Annotated in this window: 19 protein-coding genes and 5 pseudogenes; 2 read left to right on the forward strand and 22 right to left on the reverse strand. The window is 36.2% G+C overall.

Annotated features, from left to right (window positions below):
* Window position 1 precedes the first annotated feature (1 nt).
* Both N7U66_RS09855 and N7U66_RS09860 read left to right on the forward strand, forming a co-directional pair.
* Window positions 2-358, forward strand: coding sequence for a DUF1304 domain-containing protein (locus tag N7U66_RS09855; RefSeq protein ID WP_267678339.1), 357 nt, complete (start codon window positions 2-4; stop codon window positions 356-358).
* Between the two features lie 7 nt (window positions 359-365).
* Window positions 366-1,179, forward strand: a pseudogene (locus tag N7U66_RS09860) (mechanosensitive ion channel family protein).
* Here N7U66_RS09860 and tsaB read toward each other — a convergent pair.
* The 22 genes and pseudogenes from tsaB to gcvH form a co-directional block, all read right to left on the reverse strand.
* The gene (tsaB, locus tag N7U66_RS09865; RefSeq protein WP_267678340.1) at window positions 1,176-1,853 is read right to left on the reverse strand and encodes a tRNA (adenosine(37)-N6)-threonylcarbamoyltransferase complex dimerization subunit type 1 TsaB; all 678 of its coding nucleotides are present in this window, start codon (window positions 1,851-1,853) and stop codon (window positions 1,176-1,178) included. The pseudogene N7U66_RS09860 and the gene tsaB overlap by 4 nt on opposite strands.
* A gap of 1 nt (window position 1,854) precedes the next feature.
* A complete protein-coding gene (locus N7U66_RS09870; protein WP_267678341.1) occupies window positions 1,855-3,204 on the reverse strand; it encodes a TolC family protein in 1,350 nt (449 codons plus the stop codon).
* Window positions 3,191-4,306, reverse strand: coding sequence for an efflux RND transporter periplasmic adaptor subunit (locus N7U66_RS09875; RefSeq protein ID WP_267678342.1), 1,116 nt, complete (start codon window positions 4,304-4,306; stop codon window positions 3,191-3,193). Before N7U66_RS09875 ends, N7U66_RS09870 begins: the two co-directional genes overlap by 14 nt.
* Window positions 4,307-4,370: 64 nt before the next feature.
* The gene (locus tag N7U66_RS09880; protein WP_267678343.1) at window positions 4,371-5,615 is read right to left on the reverse strand and encodes an ABC transporter permease; all 1,245 of its coding nucleotides are present in this window, start codon (window positions 5,613-5,615) and stop codon (window positions 4,371-4,373) included.
* Window positions 5,616-5,617: 2 nt separating this feature from the next.
* Window positions 5,618-6,846 (reverse strand): annotated as a pseudogene (locus tag N7U66_RS09885) (ABC transporter permease).
* A pseudogene (locus N7U66_RS22540) lies at window positions 6,839-7,540 on the reverse strand (ABC transporter ATP-binding protein). The pseudogenes N7U66_RS09885 and N7U66_RS22540 overlap by 8 nt, the downstream one beginning before the upstream one ends.
* 111 nt (window positions 7,541-7,651) lie before the next feature.
* Entirely contained in the window at window positions 7,652-7,876 is a 225-nt protein-coding gene (locus tag N7U66_RS09895) for a hypothetical protein (RefSeq protein WP_267678506.1), read from the reverse strand.
* A 44-nt stretch (window positions 7,877-7,920) separates the two neighbouring features.
* The gene (locus tag N7U66_RS09900; RefSeq protein WP_267678507.1) at window positions 7,921-8,451 is read right to left on the reverse strand and encodes a DUF420 domain-containing protein; all 531 of its coding nucleotides are present in this window, start codon (window positions 8,449-8,451) and stop codon (window positions 7,921-7,923) included.
* 118 nt (window positions 8,452-8,569) lie between these two features.
* Window positions 8,570-9,321 (reverse strand): annotated as a pseudogene (locus tag N7U66_RS22545) (SCO family protein).
* A 79-nt stretch (window positions 9,322-9,400) separates the two neighbouring features.
* Window positions 9,401-10,114: a hypothetical protein gene (locus N7U66_RS09910; RefSeq protein WP_267678344.1), complete on the reverse strand. Its 714-nt coding sequence runs from the start codon at window positions 10,112-10,114 to the stop codon at window positions 9,401-9,403.
* Between the two features lie 111 nt (window positions 10,115-10,225).
* Window positions 10,226-10,606, reverse strand: coding sequence for a cytochrome C oxidase subunit IV family protein (locus N7U66_RS09915; protein WP_267678345.1), 381 nt, complete (start codon window positions 10,604-10,606; stop codon window positions 10,226-10,228).
* Between the two features lie 57 nt (window positions 10,607-10,663).
* Window positions 10,664-11,662, reverse strand: coding sequence for a cytochrome c oxidase subunit 3 (locus N7U66_RS09920; protein ID WP_267678346.1), 999 nt, complete (start codon window positions 11,660-11,662; stop codon window positions 10,664-10,666).
* A 140-nt stretch (window positions 11,663-11,802) separates the two neighbouring features.
* Window positions 11,803-12,300, reverse strand: a complete 498-nt coding sequence (locus N7U66_RS09925) for a cytochrome c oxidase subunit 3 (RefSeq protein ID WP_313791504.1) — start codon at window positions 12,298-12,300, stop codon at window positions 11,803-11,805.
* An 87-nt stretch (window positions 12,301-12,387) separates the two neighbouring features.
* Window positions 12,388-13,281: a heme o synthase gene (gene cyoE / locus N7U66_RS09930; RefSeq protein ID WP_267678347.1), complete on the reverse strand. Its 894-nt coding sequence runs from the start codon at window positions 13,279-13,281 to the stop codon at window positions 12,388-12,390.
* 170 nt (window positions 13,282-13,451) lie between these two features.
* The gene (locus tag N7U66_RS21715; protein ID WP_313791505.1) at window positions 13,452-14,276 is read right to left on the reverse strand and encodes a hypothetical protein; all 825 of its coding nucleotides are present in this window, start codon (window positions 14,274-14,276) and stop codon (window positions 13,452-13,454) included.
* The gene (locus N7U66_RS21720) at window positions 14,276-15,091 is read right to left on the reverse strand and encodes a hypothetical protein (RefSeq protein ID WP_313791506.1); all 816 of its coding nucleotides are present in this window, start codon (window positions 15,089-15,091) and stop codon (window positions 14,276-14,278) included. Before N7U66_RS21720 ends, N7U66_RS21715 begins: the two co-directional genes overlap by 1 nt.
* 4 nt (window positions 15,092-15,095) lie before the next feature.
* Window positions 15,096-15,515 carry an energy transducer TonB gene (locus tag N7U66_RS21725; protein WP_313791507.1) on the reverse strand — a complete coding sequence of 140 codons (420 nt, stop codon included), beginning with the start codon at window positions 15,513-15,515 and terminating at the stop codon, window positions 15,096-15,098.
* A gap of 112 nt (window positions 15,516-15,627) precedes the next feature.
* Window positions 15,628-16,161, reverse strand: coding sequence for an energy transducer TonB (locus tag N7U66_RS09940; protein ID WP_267678348.1), 534 nt, complete (start codon window positions 16,159-16,161; stop codon window positions 15,628-15,630).
* Window positions 16,112-16,420 (reverse strand): hypothetical protein, encoded by a 309-nt coding sequence (locus tag N7U66_RS09945; protein WP_267678349.1) that lies wholly within the window; start codon window positions 16,418-16,420, stop codon window positions 16,112-16,114. Before N7U66_RS09945 ends, N7U66_RS09940 begins: the two co-directional genes overlap by 50 nt.
* A 117-nt stretch (window positions 16,421-16,537) precedes the next feature.
* Window positions 16,538-17,260, reverse strand: coding sequence for an energy transducer TonB (locus tag N7U66_RS09950; RefSeq protein WP_267678350.1), 723 nt, complete (start codon window positions 17,258-17,260; stop codon window positions 16,538-16,540).
* Between the two features lie 47 nt (window positions 17,261-17,307).
* Complete coding sequence (locus tag N7U66_RS09955; RefSeq protein WP_267678351.1) at window positions 17,308-17,700, reverse strand: VanZ family protein; 393 nt, start codon at window positions 17,698-17,700, stop codon at window positions 17,308-17,310.
* A pseudogene (gene gcvH / locus N7U66_RS09960) lies at window positions 17,693-18,074 on the reverse strand (glycine cleavage system protein GcvH). The gene N7U66_RS09955 and the pseudogene gcvH overlap by 8 nt, the downstream one beginning before the upstream one ends.
* Window positions 18,075-18,139: the final 65 nt, after the last annotated feature.

Here is an 18,139-nt window from a genome sequence, read left to right on the forward strand (position 1 = left end):
GATGAAACTAATCACCATAATTCTTGTTATTTTTGTAGCTATTGAACACTATTATTTTTTAATTTTAGAAATGTTTTTATGGACTAAACCTCGTACCATAAAGGCTTTTGGGATAAAAAATAAGGCGTTTGCAGACGAGACTAAAGTACTTGCGGCAAACCAAGGTTTATACAATGGCTTTCCGGCTTCCGGTTTAATTTTTTCTTTAATCACTAAAGATTCAAGTATTGCTGTTTTCTTTTTAGCCTGTATCGTCATCGCTGGGATTTATGGCGCTTATTCTACGAAAAAAATGAAATTATTTTACATACAAGCCGTTCCGGCAATGGCAACTTTAATAACTATAATACTTAACTAAATAGACTATGGATTTACAAAAATGGATTGATAAAGGTTACGAAATTACGGTGGAATATGCTCCAAAGGTTTTACTAGCCATCGTTATCTCGGGTTGTTGGTGCATTTATACTTAAATACTTAAGAAAAGGGATTGCTAAAACCATGGATAAGGCCAATTACGACATAAGCCTTAAAAGATTCTTACTCAATTTAATTAGTTGGGGACTTAAAATTGTTTTAATCGTTATCGTACTAGGCACTGTAGGTGTCGAAACGACTTCTCCGGCTGCTGTTATCGCCGCTGCAGGTTTAGCTGTAGGTTTAGCTTTACAAGGGTCTCTAGCCAATTTTGCTGGTGGCGTGTTAATCATGATTTTTAAGCCTTTTAAGGTTGGAGATTTTATTCAAGCACAAGGGGAGACCGGAACTGTAAAGGAAATAGAAATTTTTACAACAAAATTATTAACCCCGGATAATAAAGAAGTCATTATCCCTAATGGTAGTCTATCTAATGGTAACATTACCAACTATTCTACAGAAGATACCCGTCGTGTAGATGTTACTTTTGGTGTAGGGTATGGTTCTGATATTAAAGCCACGAAGGAAGTGATTATGGGTGTGATTAATTCTAATGACATGATTTTAAAGGATCCTGCTCCAGCAATAAACGTCTCAGAATTGGGAGATAGTGCCATCAATTTCTTTACTCGAGTCCGGGTTAAGAAAGACGATTACTGGACGATTAATTTTTATATGATCGAACAAACGAAAGAAGCTTTAGATACTGCTGGAATTGACATTCCTTATCCACACCATGTTGAAATACAAAAACAAGGCTAAACTTTTGGTTTAGGTTTTAAGGCCACAAAATCTTTTAAATAATAAGGCTCAAAATAAGCGACATCTTCGGTGTCGCTTTTTTGGTATTTGGCATAAGCAATGCTGCTCATTTCATTCGCTGAAGGTAATTTATCATCGATAAATACGGCATTTTTATGAGCTATAAGCTCTTTTGTTTTTGTAACACCATTCCCAATAAAATAGAGTGTTTCAGATTTCAAATAGTCCTGAAAAGCATGTTCATCGAGTACTTGCGCTTGGATAGCACGTTCTAGTTTATAGTCTTTCGAAAATACCGCAGCGTAGACCTCCATACGTCTCGCATCCAACATGGGAACAATATGACCACTAGTCACCTTAACTTGATGTGCTAAGGCTTCTAAAGTAGAAACAGCAATGAGTGGGATATCTAACGCATAGCACAAGCCCTTGGCTGCAGAAACACCAATACGTAGTCCAGTATACGACCCAGGACCTTTGCTAACCGCAATGGCATCTAGCTGAGAACGCTTAACATTTGCTTCGTTTAAAACAGTATCTATAAAGACATGTAGCCGTTCAGCATGCGAATAATTGGCACTGTAATCCTCTTTTAAAAGCACCGTCTCTCCATCTTTCGATAGAGAGACGGAGCAATTGGTCGTTGCCGTTTCTATGCTTAATATATAGGCCAAATTACTGCGCTATAGGTTTGCCAAGGTAGAAGTCTAAAACTTTTGTTTTAAACACAAAATCGTATTTTGCATTAATTAATGCAGATTGCGCATTTATCAATTGCAATCTTGATTGTTCTAAATCGAAAGCATTCATAACACCTATATTATAACGTTCTTCAGCATTTGAAAAAGCTAATTCTTGTGACTCAAGAGATGATTTTGCTGCTTCAAATGATCTAAACGCTGCTTTAGCATCTGTAAACGCCCGTTGTATATTCGCTTCTAAAGCCAACTTGGTTTGCTCCAACCCAAGCAAGGCGTTTTCCTCTTGAATTCTTGATTTAGCAACCGCTGTTTTGTTTTGATATTGAGAAAAAATAGGAATATTGACACTGAGACTAAAATTATGCCCCTTATTTACATCTAGCTCTCTAAAAAAAGCTTGCTTTATGAAATCATCTTTAGATTCACTCCAAACGGAATTGAATCCATAACCGGCTGTCACACTAGGATAATATCCGCTTTTTGCGATTTCAGTACTCAACAATGAACTTTCAATATTTTTTTCTGCCACTTTAATCTCACTTCTGTTTTCTAACGCATAGTTCATTATTGGTGTCACATTATTATATAACAATGCCGCTGAAGGCGAATCAATTTCAATGACTGCTACTTTGAAACCATTAAAATCAACTTGAAGTAATTGTGATAGTGTTAATAAAGACAGTTCATAACTATTCTCTGCAACTGTTACACCCTGCATGTCTCGGCTCAAAGTTGCTTGGGCGTCATAGATATTGGCTTGTGCTTGCACACCAGCATCCACTAACTCTTGCACTTGATCGAGCTGTTTTTGTGAAAACTCGTATTGTGCCTTTGCCGTTTCTAAGTTTTCTTTATTAAAAAGAATGTTCAAGTAAGCATTCACCACATTTAGAGAGATATCATCTCTAATACGTTGTAACTCCAATTTGTTCGTTTCTAAATTAAGTTGAGACTGCTTATATAAGTTTGTTAACCTAAATCCATTAAACACCGTCTGATTCGCATTAAATCCGTAACTAAATGAATTTGTTATTTGATTAGTGATCCTTTGATTAGTAACTGGATCAAATCCGGAACCAATACTTATTCTCCCTCCAGTGCTACCGCTCACAGAAGGCAAAAACGACCCTTTGGAAGCAATAATATCTTGTTCATTACTTAGTAACACATTTTGACCTTGCAATACAGTGATGTTATTCTCTAAGGCATAATTTACTGCTTCTTGTAAGGTCCAAACTTTCTCCTGTGCCTTTGCAGAAAAACTTACTAGTGCTATAAGCGCTAGTACTATAATATTGTTCTTAATCATATTATTCTTCGTCATCGTTATCTTCTTTAGAGGCTTTGTTCCAAACCTTAATTTTATCACCTTTTTTAACACCTTCTGTTATTTCTACGTTAATGCCATCAGACAGCCCTAATTCTACATTTTTCTTTTCGTATTTACCATCACCTATTTGAAGCTCAACAAATGGCTTTTCTGTAATACGGTTGAATTGTAGTAAGGACTCTTTAATGACTAAAACACTGTCTTTACTTTCCATTTCAATTTCGGCATTAGCACTATATCCTGCTCTAATTTTAGTCGATTGCTCTACTTCTACATCGGCTTTTATTGTAAACTGTACTGCGCCATTTTCTTCTTGACCTTTAGGCGCTACGAACGTAAGTTTTGCGGGAAACTCCTTTTCATTAATCGCCCCTAAAATAACTTTTATTTCTTTACCTTCCTCAAGTTTTCCTACTTCCGCTTCATCTACTTTGCCTTCAAAGATCATTTTACTCATGTCTGCAATGGTCGCAATGGTCGTTCCCTCATTAAAGTTATTACTCTCAATCACCTGGTCGCCTTCACGTACAGGAATTTCTAAGATCGTACCAGCAATGAGCGCTATAATATTTGTATTTGCAGAACCTCCTCCGGACAACGAACCTTTTCTAATAATCTGATAGTTGTTTTGCGCTTGTCTTAAGGTTTCATTTGCCTGATTTAATGTTAACTCATTATTATCAAAATCCTGTCTTGAAATCACACCTTTATCAAAGAGTGCTTTATTTCGGTCATAGATCATCTTTGCATTATTGTATGCAATTTTAGCTGAAGCGATTTGCCCGCTAGCACCCACTAGATTTTGCTCGTTAGGTACGACTCTAATTTTAGCAATGACATCTCCTTTTTTTACCATATCGCCTTCTTCCACCATAATTTTATCTATGATTCCGGAAATTTGTGGCTTTAATTCAACCTCTTCTTCAGGGTTTAATTTTCCTGTAGCCACTGTTTTTGTGTTAATGGACGTATAAAACGGCTCTGCTGTTTTAAAATCTTCTACTGACGCTTCATTGGAATTTTTAAAGTATCTTAAGACAAATGCCAGTGCTACTAGCAATCCTAATCCTACAATGATTTTTAATGCTTTTTTCATTTTTAGTTTAATTTTCTCGTTGATTTAAAAGCAACAATGCTTTCTTTATTATTTGATTGATTTATTATTCTTCTCTTAAGGCGTCTATTGGCTTCACGCTAGTGGCTTTAAATGCCGGTATTAACCCTATTAATGTTCCTAAAAACACGAGTATGACCAAGGCAATAAATACAACACTAATGGGCACCGAGGCATTAACCAATACCGCTTCATCACCTTGACCAAACAAGGTGTCTACAAGCATAAGTAAGCCCCCTCCGCTTATGATCCCTAATAAGCCAGCTATCATGGTAATGAAAACGGCTTCTAAAATCACTTGCCGCTTTATTTCAAAAGGTGTTGCCCCCAATGCGCGTCGTACGCCTATTTCTTTTGTTCGCTCTTTTACTGTAATCAATAAGATATTACCAATAGCAAAGACCCCTGCAATAAGTGTGGCAATCCCTACAAACCAAGTTAAAAACTGCATCCCAGTAAGAAAACCTGTTAGTTTAGCAAACTCTTTACCTAAATTAAAACTACCAAAGGCCCGATTGTCTTTAGGATGCACATTATTAAGGTTTCTTAAAATCAATTTAGCGTCACTTTCAATTTGTGTGATATCAGCTTCAGGCTTTCCAGTAATCATCATCCACCCAATATTTTCTCCCATATTATAAATCTGTTGGAACGTAGTGAATGGAATGTGCATGTCATCTGACGGTCCCATATTTGCATTTCCCGTTTCAAACATCCCCACCACTTTAAAATTCATACCATTGAGCTGAATGTATTCTCCTATCATTTCGGCATCTTTTTCAAAAAGTTGCTTATAGATTTCTTCAGAAATAACAATAACTTTCCTATTCTCGTCAATATCGGTTTGATTGATAAAGCGCCCACGTATCATTTTCTTTTTCTGAACCTGATCGAGTAATGGATAATCGCCACTAACTCCAAAGTTGCCGGACAGGAAATTATGAACGACTACTGCTTGATTTCTATTTCTAGGCACTACAAATTCAATGCCGTCCACATTATCTTCAATTTTATGAGCATCACTGATTTTTAATTGCACCTGTCTGCCTTCTTGAAAGCCTTTAAAAGGCTTACTGGTACTTTGTGCCCAAACAAAGACGCTATTGGTTGCAAAGCTACCAAACAATCTATTAAATGAGTTTTCTATACCGCGCGCAGAACCTAGTAGCCCTATTAGTAATAAAATACCCCACCAAACACCCACCATGGTTAGTGCCGTTCGTAGTTTATTCTTACCTAAACTATCAAACACTTCTTGCCACGTATCTCTTTCAAATATAAATAGTCCCATAATTAATCGTCTCTAAGTGCTACAATTGGTTTAATTCTTGACGCTTTTTTTGCTGGTAAATATCCCGCAAGACCACCAGCTATTATTAGCGTGATGGTTGCTCCAATCACCAGATTTAAGCTTACATAGGGGTCTTTTATAAAGTACTTTTCTAAACTTGGACCGACCAGTTCTAATATGCCCATACCTAAAAATAGGCCTACAAATCCAGCGATTATGGTAATTAATATAGATTCTAATAGGATTAACAATACAATCGCTTTGGGTTCTGCTCCCAAGGCTTTACGAATACCAATCTCTTTCGTACGCTCTTTAACAATAAAAATCATGATATTACTTATCCCTACAATCCCAGCTATTAACGTTCCGAAACCAATCACCAAGACTAAAATGCCAAGAATAAAGGTCATTTGATCTACGGCTTTAGATTCATTGGCTAAGTTTCTAACCCGTATAGCACGCTGATCATTTTGAGACACTTGAAATCGGTCTTTCAGTTTTTTTGTAAGGGCATTACTAAAACCTATAGCAGCATCGAAGTTCATATCGGGATTATAGGTTAAATTAATTTGGTCTATATGCTCATTGTTCCCGTAAAGTTGTTGCGCAGTAGACACTGGCATGTAGATAAAACGCTCTTCATTATCGCCTCCGTCATCACTAAAAACACCCACGACTTTGTATTGAATGCCATTTAAATTAATGTATTTACCAATGGCTGTTGTTTTTAAAAACAAATCGTTTTCTACCAAGCGACCAATGACCACTACCTTCGTTTTGTTTTTAATATCAGACTCATTAATAAAACGGCCGTAATTAACCTTCGTGTTTTCTAAATACTGGTGGTCCGGATTGACGGCACGAACCGTATAGTTGTTTTGTTCATTTCTAAAAGTAGCCGTTACATTTAAGTAAATTCTTGAAGTGATGTATTGTACTTTATCGCCAAACTCTTCTTCAATCCATTGCTGATCTGCATTTTCAAATTGGATTTGTCGCCCTGCTTGTAAGCCTTCGCTCGCCTTAGAGGTTTTGCCGAATTAATAAAAATGGAGTTTTTTGCATCGTCAACAAAAGCTTCATCAAAGGTGTTTAATAACCCATTGGTAATGCCAAAAAGCAAGGCAAATAATAATATGGCAAAACTCACCGTAAAACCGGACAATAGTGTTCCGGTTTTATTCATATTAATACTTTGAAATATTTCGCGCCAAAGGTCTCTATCAAACATGTTCTGAAGCTCTTACCTGATTAACAAAAGCATCTTCCATAATAACCCCATCTACTAATCGCACAATACGCTTGCACATATTCGCAATATCTTCTTCATGAGTGACTATTAAAATGGTTTTTCCCTCATCGTTTAATTGCTGGATAAACTCCATAATCTCATAAGAGGTTTTAGTATCCAAGGCGCCCGTGGGCTCATCGGCCAAAAGTAATTTGGGATTGGCCGCTAATGCTCTCGCAATAGCTACTCGCTGTTTTTGTCCACCAGCACAATTCGCTTGGTAAGTGGTCTGCCCATGCTTTTAATCCTACTTTCTCTAAGTGGAATAATCCTTTTTCAATACGTTCTTTGCGTTTTAAACCTTGGTAGTACAACGGCAAAGCCACGTTATCTAGGGCATTTTTATAATTGATTAAATTAAAGGACTGAAAAATGAATCCTAAAAATTTATTGCGGTAAATAGCTGCTTTTTTCTCTGTAAGATTTTTGATAGGCACATTATCTAAAATGTATTCTCCTTCATCTGCTTCATCTAACATCCCTATAATATTAAGTAAGGTCGATTTTCCGAGCCCGAAGACCCCATGATCGCAACCATCTCTCCGGCGTCGACCGACAGATCAATACCTTTTAATACATGTAAACTAGAATCACCTATAGGATAAGACTTGTGAAGCTTTTTGATTTTCAACATAATGATTGGTTTTTTTTTGATTGACGAGTTACCCACATCATATCCATTAGACTACAAAGGATACCATTTGTTACATCAATTTTATTAATAAAATGTTAAAAAAAAGAAAGGTTATGCTTTTGGATGCGTTCTGAAATACTTCCAGTAGATAATAAATGCGATACCAAACACGAGGATATAAGGAATAGCCATAAGGTAGATAATACCGTCGTTGATACTCTTTGCCACACCATTCCCCTCTTCACTCTCTAATACTGCTCTACACATCGCGCATTGGGCGTTGGTATCAAGCACAAAGAAGAGTGAGCAAAGCACTAAGATTATTTTATTTTTCATAATATTAAAAAACTTCGTGGTATTGATAATCACTGAACACTTACTTATACGTAATATGGCGATATCATTAAATACACGACAACACCTGTAACCGCGACGTATAGCCACAATGGAAAGGTTATTCTTGCTATTTTTTTATGTCTTTCAAAATTACTTGTTATGGCTCTCACATAAGTGATAAGAACAAATGGAATAACAGCAATAGACAATATAATATGTGTGATGAGGATAAAATAGTACACATACCTAATAATACCTTCTCCACCAAAGGGAGTAGAATCACTGGTCATGTGGTACGCAATGTACATTAACAGAAAAACAACCGAAAGCGTTATGGCAAATTTCATTAAGCGCTCGTGCACTTTTCTATTTCCTTTTCTAATCGCAGAAACCGCTAAAACTAACACCAGTGCGGTTAATCCGTTTATACTTGCATAAATGGATGGTAAGAAGGTCAATGGCTCTACATCAACCCCATAGTCTTTTAATTTAACACCAAACAATGCGGCTACAGCTAGAGGAATGACTATTGAAAGGGCTACAATCCACTTATTATATTTTTTTTCGTTTTGTATGTTTTCACGGGGTACTCATAATTCTCAATACAATTTAAAATTTCGCTTTAGTCGTTACCATCACGCCCTAAGTGGATTTCAACACCATCAAAATCACTTCACGTGTTGTTTCTAAATATTATTCGTTTAATAGTATTTTAATATCGTCTTTTAACATGGAAATCTCCTGTTCATTGCCATCTTCATCCATTTTCTCTTGTTCACTAATGATGCCTTTATAGAAAATTTTAGGATTTCCAAAGGCATCTGTTCTAGAACGTATGTACCCCTTTTTATCTATTAATGCAAAATCACCTGAATGTGCAAAACCTAATGCACCCTCTTCTACATCACCCACATAGATATTGAATCCTGTATTTGCTAATTCGTGAATGTTTTGCTGCTCACCCGTTAATAAATTCCAATTGGGATGCGTAATACCATAGTTTTCGGCATACGTTTTTAAAACTTCGGGGTGTCTGTAGCTGGCATGATAGAAAAAGAAGCAATCCCAAAATTAGCATTGTCTTTATAAACCTCTTGAATGTCAACCTGATTTTCACTCATTCTTGGACAAATGGTTGGACATGTGGTAAAAAAGAAATCCACCACATACACTTTACCTAAGTAATCGTCTTGGGTTATGGTTTTTCCATCTTGATTTGTAAAACTAAAATTTGGCACTTTTTTACGCTGCCCATTAATTTCAATAAACGATAATGCTTGGGCTTTTTTTTCGGCATCTGTTGGATTGGCGATGGTTTTACTCCGTCCTGAATTATCAACCACATCATTTGCTTTAATCCTGTTAACTATTTTAGGAATAAAAATAATTCCGAATAGTAAAATAATAAATGCGATGCCTATGTAAGAGTAGTTATTTTTTTTCATTGTTTAACATGTATTTTTGGCTGTCCCTTATCCCTATAAAAAAATGAGAGGCTCCTAAGTCTATCACTCTGTTTGTTCTTTATCGGGATTCAAATCTTGAGCTCTTCGGCTTGAAGAGTCTCGGTTTATTTTTACCGCTTTTTCTGTATTCTTCCAATAAAACACGAACGTCTTCGGCTGCCATTTTATTTTTAATGATAGAGACTTCCAATGCATTATAAGCTGTTAAAGGACGTATAGGGTCGTCATTCTCTATTTCCTTTTCTGTACGATCATCTAATCTTCCGCGTTGATTAAGCACCTTGTCAACAATAAAAACGCTACTGGTTGCATAACTTCCGTCCAAACGCAGACTAGAGCGCATGCTATTGAATAGTTTATTTATATCGCTTTCACTCGCATAAACAAAATGCCAGTATTTATGCTCACTATATTTGTTTAGTTCTTGAATTAAACGCTTCGTTTCTGCTTTGGCCTTTTTAGAAACCAACATAACGATTTGGAACTTTTTAAAGCCTTTAAACTTGTTATAGACCAGTTCCTTTAAATTAGAAGCTTCTACAATTTTAGATTCAGGATTATTTCCTAAAAAGCCCAAAACTGTAATATGATCTTTTAATGTAATACTAGCGTCTTCTACTGAAGCCAAATTGGAAAGATCTAAAACCCCCTCCTTAACGACATCAAGGGTTTTGTAATTGTTTGTTGAAGGATACAACATGAGTAAAAAAGCAACAGGCAAGAAGAAAAGTACGCCTAAAATAATATATTTTTTTATTTGCCCTTTGTTCATTTTCTACATCGTTTTAATACTGTTGCAAAAATAAAAAAGGCGGTTTAAATAAACCACCTTTTATACGCTTTTAACGCTTTTATTCAATAACCGATTTGCTGGTCATTTTGATTAAAAATCACGTTTTACATACCCATTGCTATACACACTTTCAATATAGCCTCCTTCTTGTAAAAGAATGAATATAAGGTAGCAAATAAGAAAAATGGATGTCCATACCACCATACGTCTTAAACTCTTTGTTTCATCACGCATGTGCATGAAGTCCCAAGTAATATAATAGGCTTTCACTAAAGTCAAGATGATGAAGATCCAGTTTAAGCCTTTCATTCCTAAAACAGGCACCATTAATGCATCTGGTTTATAGATACCTAAAACAACCTCTACTGCCGTTACTAAAGTTAAAAAGATTAAAACACCCCAAATTTTTTGAGTATTTGATTTAAACTTTACTAAGCCTCTGAATATTTCTAATTTATGTGCGTGTGCCATGTTTAATATGCTTTATATAGATTTCCTTATCCAAGGAAATTAAAAAATACGTTTTAATTATACTAAGTAGAAGAATGTAAATACAAAAACCCATACTAAATCTACAAAGTGCCAGTACAGCCCTACTTTTTCTACCATTTCGTAACTTTTACGTCTCTCGTAGGTCCCTATAATAACATTAAAGAAAATAATGATATTAATGATTACTCCTGAGAATACGTGAAACCCGTGAAATCCAGTGATGAAGAAAAAGAAATCTGCAAACAAGGGCGAACCATATTCATTAACTTGCAGGTTTGCACCGTGCACGACTTGTTTTCCATTGTCTTTAATTTGTTTTAAAGATTCTTCTCTTGTAAGTATCGTTTTCTCACCTTTCTCGTTGACGCTTTGAGTTCTCACCAAGATATCTTTCTTAGCTAATAATCCCGTATAAACTTCGTCAACTGAAAATTCAGGTAACGTCCCTTCACTTTCATACCATAATCCATTTTTGCGCTCATGATCTACACGCTCTCCTGGCATCGCTGCTGCAAAATCTTTAACTGCAACTCTTTTAAAAACCGTTTCACCTTCTACTGTTTCGTACTTTCCAAACTGAAGAATATTTCCTCCTTTAGTTTGTACCGCACCATAGTCTCCGTTTATAAAAGTATTCCATTCCCAAGCCTGTGAACCCACGAAAATCAAACCTCCAATGACCGTTAAAAACATGTACCAAGTCACTGCTTTTTGTTTCATGTGATGCCCTGCATCTACGGCTAACACCATCGTTACAGATGACATAATTAAAACAAAGGTCATGAATGCCACATATATCATAGGATAATTACCATGAAAAAACGGGACGTGCGTAAATACCTCGTCTGCAATTGGCCAAGAACCAATAAATTTGAATCTTGAAAAACCATAAGCGGCTAGAAATCCTGAAAAGGTTAATGCATCTGAAACGATGAAAAACCACATCATCATTTTACCATAACTTGCTTTTAATGGCTGATTGCCTCCGCCCCAAGATTTACCTTCTGTTTCAGTAGTTGCAACTGTAGTATTCATATAGTTGAGTTCGTTTGTTTGAAATATGGCACAAAAATAATCATTTTCTTTAGCTTACGAAACACGAAAGCGTAATTTTTGAGGTCTTTATTTTATGTTTTAAAAAATATACTTTTTACGAATGGTAATTTACGCTAATTCTAACCCACAAAATACAGGAGCAAATACAAGAATACCCACAGTATATCGATAAAATGCCGGAATGTTCCTGCCAGTTCAAAACCTAAATGTTTTGTTGGTGTATACTTTTGTTTAAAATGATTATAAATTACCACTAACAAACAAATTAATCCTACCGCAACATGTAAAAGATGTACAAAAGCAATAAGAAAAATAAAAGACGCCTTAGGGTCACTGGTTTCACCAGTTAAATAATAACCGTAATTAATTAATGTATTAAAACCATTAAACTGAAGAAAGATAAATACCACACCTAAAACGAAAGTGGTTAACAACAGGGTTGTTGTGAGGCTTTTCTTTCCTAGCTTTAGCGCTCTTTTCGCAAAAATATACGCGATACTGCTCGCCATAATTACAAAAACACTCACCAAAAAAACACTTGGTAATTGTAGCCCATTAGACCAGTCTGGACGCGTACGACTAATTATAACTGCACTGGTTAAACCAGCAAACGACATAAATAAAGAAATGAGACCAAACCAGAAGCATCATCTTTTTTGCACGGTCATTTTTTTCTTCTACAGTTCCTTGGGTTAAATCCATAATTATCTAATAAATTTATCTACAACGTAAACTATTTGTATTAATGTAATATAAGACACGCTGGCGAGCATAAGCTGTTTCGCTGCCTTTTCTGTCATTTTATTGAACAATTGAATTGCGTAATACAGCATAAATAGTCCTAAGCTAAACACAATACTTCCTGCAACGATAGACAATTTCAACTGACCCGTTATACCAAAGACAGGCACGATGGACACCAAAATAGTCCAAATGGTATACATGATGGTTTGTACGGCTGTACCTTTATCTTGTTTTCCTGTGGGCAACATAAAAAAGCCGCCTTTTTTATAATCATGATATAAAAACCAACCTATAGCCCAAAAGTGTGGAAATTGCCAAAAAAACTGTAATGCGAATAGAACGCCCGGCTCGATACCAAAATCATCAGTAGCGGCCACCCAACCTAACATGAAAGGAATGGCTCCTGGAATGGCTCCAACAAAAACAGCTAAAGGGGTTCTTGTTTTTAGCGGGGTATACACACAAGTATATAAGAAAATAGAAATAGCACCAAACATGGCCGTTTGCTCATTTATACTATATAAAATAGCAATGCCTAAAATAGTAAACAGGGTCGCAATAATAAATGCCGTTTGCACCGTCATGCGTCCGGCGGGAATCGGTCGGTTTTTAGTGCGATCCATCAATACATCTAAATCCTTCTCAATGATTTGATTGTACGCATTAGACGCACCCACCATAAAATATCCCCCTAAAGCCAACAATAAAAGTGTGGTATAGTCTACGGTTTCAACACCAAGTAAATAACCTGCCACAGATGAGAACACCACACTTAACGCTAAACGCATTTTTGTGATTTCTTTGAAATCTGAAATCCATGTATGTTTTACTGTTCTTGCGGACGTTCTACTCAAAATATTGCGGATTTTCGCTCGTTTTTTTGCTTTTGCAAAGATATGTTGTAAAAGTAGATTTATAACAAAAATTTACAAGGATTTTACACCTTGGTTTTAAGAAGTTTATATTTCGAGTCTGAGTCTACAAATCAAAATACCAATTAAATAAATCGGTTCTAATGCCCAAATTAAACCGAGACGGTACTATTGTTTATTATGGATATTGTTTCGGCGTCCGGATTAAAATTGCGGTAACTGATGTTGGCAAATACTTTTAAATTAGAGGCAGGATTCAATACATACCCGCCTTGTAAACTGGCATTAATGGTGTTTGTTTTTATGCCTTGACCAATAGCGACTCCTGTATCGAAAGGTCTATCGACTTCATCTCTAAAAATATCCCCACCATAATTAAAATCATCTCCTCCCTCGTTCACATCAAAACCTCTAACTCCAGCAATCAACTTCGCTTCTCCCAACCAGCGCTTATAACGATAACGTCCAATTATGACTAACTCTCTAAAGTTGGCACCCCACAAATGGGCCATGGGCTGATTGTTATGGGCATAATTTAAAACTATAGTATTATGCGAATAGGTGTAAGGTCGTACAGCATTGTATTCTGCTTGAAACATTAAATCTTTAATTTTAAAGGCGTTGTAGTACTTTGCTCCTAATTGCAACCCGAATTTATTTTTCCAACTTTTATTTCCCCCGGTGACGTCGTTTAGCGAAAATTCATCTAAAACAAACTGAGCATACATATTAAAATCATCGTTCCACTTGTATTTAGCAGAAGCTCCAACGATAGCATTCCCGGCATCTTGACCGGTTTCAAACTCAATAGCGCGATAAAAGATAATTGGGTTTAGGTAATTAATATCAAACCCCCTGTCATTTGTATTAGCCCACACGACAGATTCAAAAAGACCTAGATTTAAACGGGAATTGACATTCCAACTCAAATAATGGTTGGCTATATATTTTGTTAAAAAAGCACCATCAACAGTCACTACGGTCTAATATCTTTTAACCAAGTATATGTATTGGTATATTTGATTTTCCGTAATTTGGTATTGAGTTTTAGAAAAGGATACGGACTTGCCACATCACTTTGTATTAATGAGCGATACCCATCACCAATAAACTGCTTACCATGGCCAAACTGCACATTAATGAATTTTGCAGGTGAGTACGATAAATAGGCTTCTGCTACAGGATAGTCATAGGCATCCTCTTTAAAGCGTTTCGCAATGCCGCGACCAGGAATCACAGCCGGATCACCGCCTGAAGGCCTTATACTTTCAGCATATTGATTAAAATACTGTGCAAAACGGCCTTGATTCTCATAAACCGATGCTGAGAAATTAAAGCGCTTCCCTAATCCCCCCTGAATATAAACGCCTCTTGTATTGTTAAATGTGTAGTTAAAATCGGCATCTGTGTCTTTTCCCACTTGCAAATCAATAACAGGATCTACTGTAAACCAGTAATCTTTGCCTTGCAATTGCACGAGATGTTCATTCCATATTTTTTTACCTATCCAAGTCGTTTTTTCCTTTTCCAAGGCCTTATTTTCTACAATAAAATCATGATATGCAGAGACCTCTTCGTATAAAAACGGTTTAGAGGCAGTGTGGCTATTCGTACCAATTAAATTAGTTGCGCGATCAAATTTAGAATAAGTCTCATGAGAAAAGGGAACATTTAACTGGCTAGTATATGCTTTATTTTGATATGGTTGTAAGTTTTCATTGAGGCGCTCTAATTCCATTTTAGCCGCTAATTCCAAGGGGCTATGTCCTTTCTTTATAGTTTGAGGAGCCAAATCTCTAGTCGAAACAGTTTGATCTACCGAGAGGAATTTTTAGTTTGATAGAATACTGTTTATAGGTTGGAATGCCGTTATAAGTTGCTGGAGCAATTTGGGGAAAGGTCTGAAATACACGAATGGCTTCTGCTTTTAGCTCTGCAGTGATTGCATCAACATACAAGACCCTGAACGTTCCCTCTTTCTCTACTTCAAAAAGTACTATAACCTCTCCTCTATAGCCTTCTTCAACAAGGCGCTCCGGGACTATAAAGTTTTTAAATAACAGATCAAAGACTTTGATATCAAAGCATTTTTGAATCGCCTCAAACGGCTGCTCCTTACAACTCTCAAAAACTGGAGGTTGTTCGTTTATATTTGATTCTTGAGCAAAACCAAAAAACGGAAAGCAAAGTAGTGTAACGAATTTCCAATACTTCATAAAAAAAATGGTGTCATTAAATTTTGTGGAAAGATACTATTTTTTAAAGTATTGTAATAAAAAAAGCGGCCAACACAAATAGGTCAAGCCGCTTTTAGAATATAGCATTACACTAATTTAGAATATTCAAATTGATAGGCAACATGTAAGACACTTCAACGGGTTTATCATCATTCATTCCAGGTAGCATTGTTGGCAATTTCTCTACGACCCGAATCGCTTCTTTATCTAATTTATCGTGCGGCGACCTCGTATTTAAGATCTCCACCTTTCCTGCTTTGGTGATCTTAAATTTAACCAAAATTTTCTGCCTGCCTTCCAAACCAAGTTGCGCACCTAGGCCTGAATCGAATGTTTTCTGAATGTGTTTTGATAATTTATCCGACATACATTTTCTACGCGCCTCGTTATTGGTAGCATCTTCACAACCTGGATACACTGGTACTTTTTGAACGGCCATTATATTGATAGGTTCTTCGGGAGCTATCACCACTAAGCTGTGTTCATCAAATGGCTCGTTTGATACATTCTGATTTGTAACAGGTGCTATGATTTTCTCAACAAACTTTTCCGCTTCGGTATCATTATCCACTGCTTTATATTCGGATTCTTTGGTGCTGCTCTTTTCGGCTCGGCCATTTATCAACTATATTCTCTTCGGCCTTATAGGTTTTTGCATCGGCGACGTAGAGAACATCTTTTAAGGGCTCGGGGGCAATATAACTATAATTGGCACTCGCAAACGTCATCTCTAATGCCGTATAACTCGCCGGAAGACAAACAATTAACCCTATTTGAAAGTAGAGCGTTGAGTTTTTTCGTAAATTTACATCGTGCTTTTGTGATTTTGGCAAAAATTTCTCGTTTTGGCGAACGGTCTTTTTGCTTTTCTTCGAATTGTTCATAATAATTAAAGTTTATATGTTAATATTATGATAAAAACACAATAAGCATACCAAAAACAAAAATCCCACTACTTAATTGTAGTGGGATTTTTAATTATTATAAAAAGACTGTTTCTTTTAGTCTTGTACGTTAAATGTTATAGGAAGAAAGAACGTTACCTTCACTGGCTTTCCACGTTGTCTACCCGGTTTCATTTGCGGGATTAAATCTACAACACGTTGTGCTTCTTTTTCCAATCTTGGGTGTGGTGCACGGGTTTTAACATTTACAATGTTTCCTACTTTATCAATGGTGAAAAACACACTGATTCTTTGCTTACCACTTAAACCTAATTCCTGTCCTAATTCTAGATCGAATTTTTTAGCAACCAATTGATTGATTTTATCAGACATACATTTTTTCTTGGCGTCATTGTTTCCACTATCACAACCTGGAAAAATCGGAACGTTTTCAATGACAGCAAAAGAGACTTCAACATCTTCCTCAACTTCTTCGACTTCGACATCTTCCACCTCTACTATAACTTCTGCTTGAGTAGTCTCTGTCGATTCAATAACCGTTTCTTCAATGTCCACTTCGTCTTTAACAACGTCAATCACTTCCGGTGCTGGTGGCGGCGGCGGCGGCGGTGGTGGTGGTGGTGGTGCTTGATTTGTAATTGGAATTTCTTCGTCCAATTCTTCATCTACATCACGCTGTGCCGGATTTCGTACACTATCATCATAGGTTTTGTAATTGATAGCCAAATATGTTAACGTTAACATAAGCGCCATACCAACTGCAAAATAAAGAGAACTATTTCTCCCTACATTTGATTTTGGATTTTTCTTAGGTTCCATATATTTAGAATTTTTTTGTCCTGAATGCTAAAATAACTATTATTTTATCAAAAAAGCAAAGTATTATTATTTTTTAACAAGCGTTTTTTTATACTCCATATCAATACCACTGCAAATAGTATGCCTATTGTGTTTGCAATCACGTCTTTAACATCTCCTTGTCTACTTATTGTAAGCCAACCCTGAAGTAGCTCTATAATAACACCGAAGCAAAAAGAAAACAATGCGGCAGTTAAAAGCACCTTATTAAAGGGCATTTTTAATTTAAAATGGAAGGTGCCTAGCCAAAGCAAGGTAAAAACAACATAAGCTAAAGTATGAAATATCTTATCGCCGAAAGATGGAATGTATCCTTGATTTAGATTGATTTTAACCAAGCTCACTGCCGTAAGCAAGACGGTATATAGGATACTGACTAAAAATATTGTTTTTCTAAGCACCTATTATTGCTTTGTATTCTTCAGCAGTCAAGAGGGTGTTAAGTTCGGAAACATCAGACACCTTTACTTTTACCATCCAGCCTGCTCCATAAGGATCCGAATTCACTTGTTACGCGCTCGTCCTCTAAAGAATCATTAAATTCGATGATCTCTCCAGCGACAGGTAAAAACAAATCTGAAACGGTTTTTACAGCCTCGACCGTACCAAATACGGCCTCAGCATCTAAGGTTTCGTCTAAAGTTTCTACTTCTACATAAACGATATCTCCTAATTCGCTTTGTGCGAAGTCTGTAATACCAACGGTAATGATGTCACCTTCGACCTTGATCCACTCGTGGTCTTTAGTATATTTTAATTCTGATGGAATGTTCATTATAATGTGTTTATTTTTTACAAATGTATTTAATAGAAACGGCTTTTCAAACAGAAAAGAATGCG

This window comes from Lacinutrix neustonica (genome assembly GCF_026625145.1).
In the GTDB taxonomy this organism is placed as follows: Bacteria; Bacteroidota; Bacteroidia; order Flavobacteriales; family Flavobacteriaceae; genus Lacinutrix; species Lacinutrix neustonica.

Coding starts and splice junctions, on each gene's coding strand:
- N7U66_RS09855 (WP_267678339.1), top strand. CDS start 2: ATGAAACTAATCACCATAATTCTTGTTATTTTTGTAGCTATTGAACAC.
- N7U66_RS09870 (WP_267678341.1), bottom strand. CDS start 3,204: ATGACGAAGAATAATATGATTAAGAACAATATTATAGTACTAGCGCTT.
- N7U66_RS09875 (WP_267678342.1), bottom strand. CDS start 4,306: ATGAAAAAAGCATTAAAAATCATTGTAGGATTAGGATTGCTAGTAGCA.
- N7U66_RS09880 (WP_267678343.1), bottom strand. CDS start 5,615: ATGGGACTATTTATATTTGAAAGAGATACGTGGCAAGAAGTGTTTGAT.
- N7U66_RS09895 (WP_267678506.1), bottom strand. CDS start 7,876: ATGAAAAATAAAATAATCTTAGTGCTTTGCTCACTCTTCTTTGTGCTT.
- N7U66_RS09910 (WP_267678344.1), bottom strand. CDS start 10,114: ATGAACAAAGGGCAAATAAAAAAATATATTATTTTAGGCGTACTTTTC.
- N7U66_RS09915 (WP_267678345.1), bottom strand. CDS start 10,606: ATGGCACACGCACATAAATTAGAAATATTCAGAGGCTTAGTAAAGTTT.
- N7U66_RS09920 (WP_267678346.1), bottom strand. CDS start 11,662: ATGAATACTACAGTTGCAACTACTGAAACAGAAGGTAAATCTTGGGGC.
- N7U66_RS09925 (WP_313791504.1), bottom strand. CDS start 12,300: ATGTCGTTTGCTGGTTTAACCAGTGCAGTTATAATTAGTCGTACGCGT.
- N7U66_RS21725 (WP_313791507.1), bottom strand. CDS start 15,515: ATGAAGTATTGGAAATTCGTTACACTACTTTGCTTTCCGTTTTTTGGT.
- N7U66_RS09945 (WP_267678349.1), bottom strand. CDS start 16,420: ATGAACAATTCGAAGAAAAGCAAAAAGACCGTTCGCCAAAACGAGAAA.
- N7U66_RS09950 (WP_267678350.1), bottom strand. CDS start 17,260: ATGGAACCTAAGAAAAATCCAAAATCAAATGTAGGGAGAAATAGTTCT.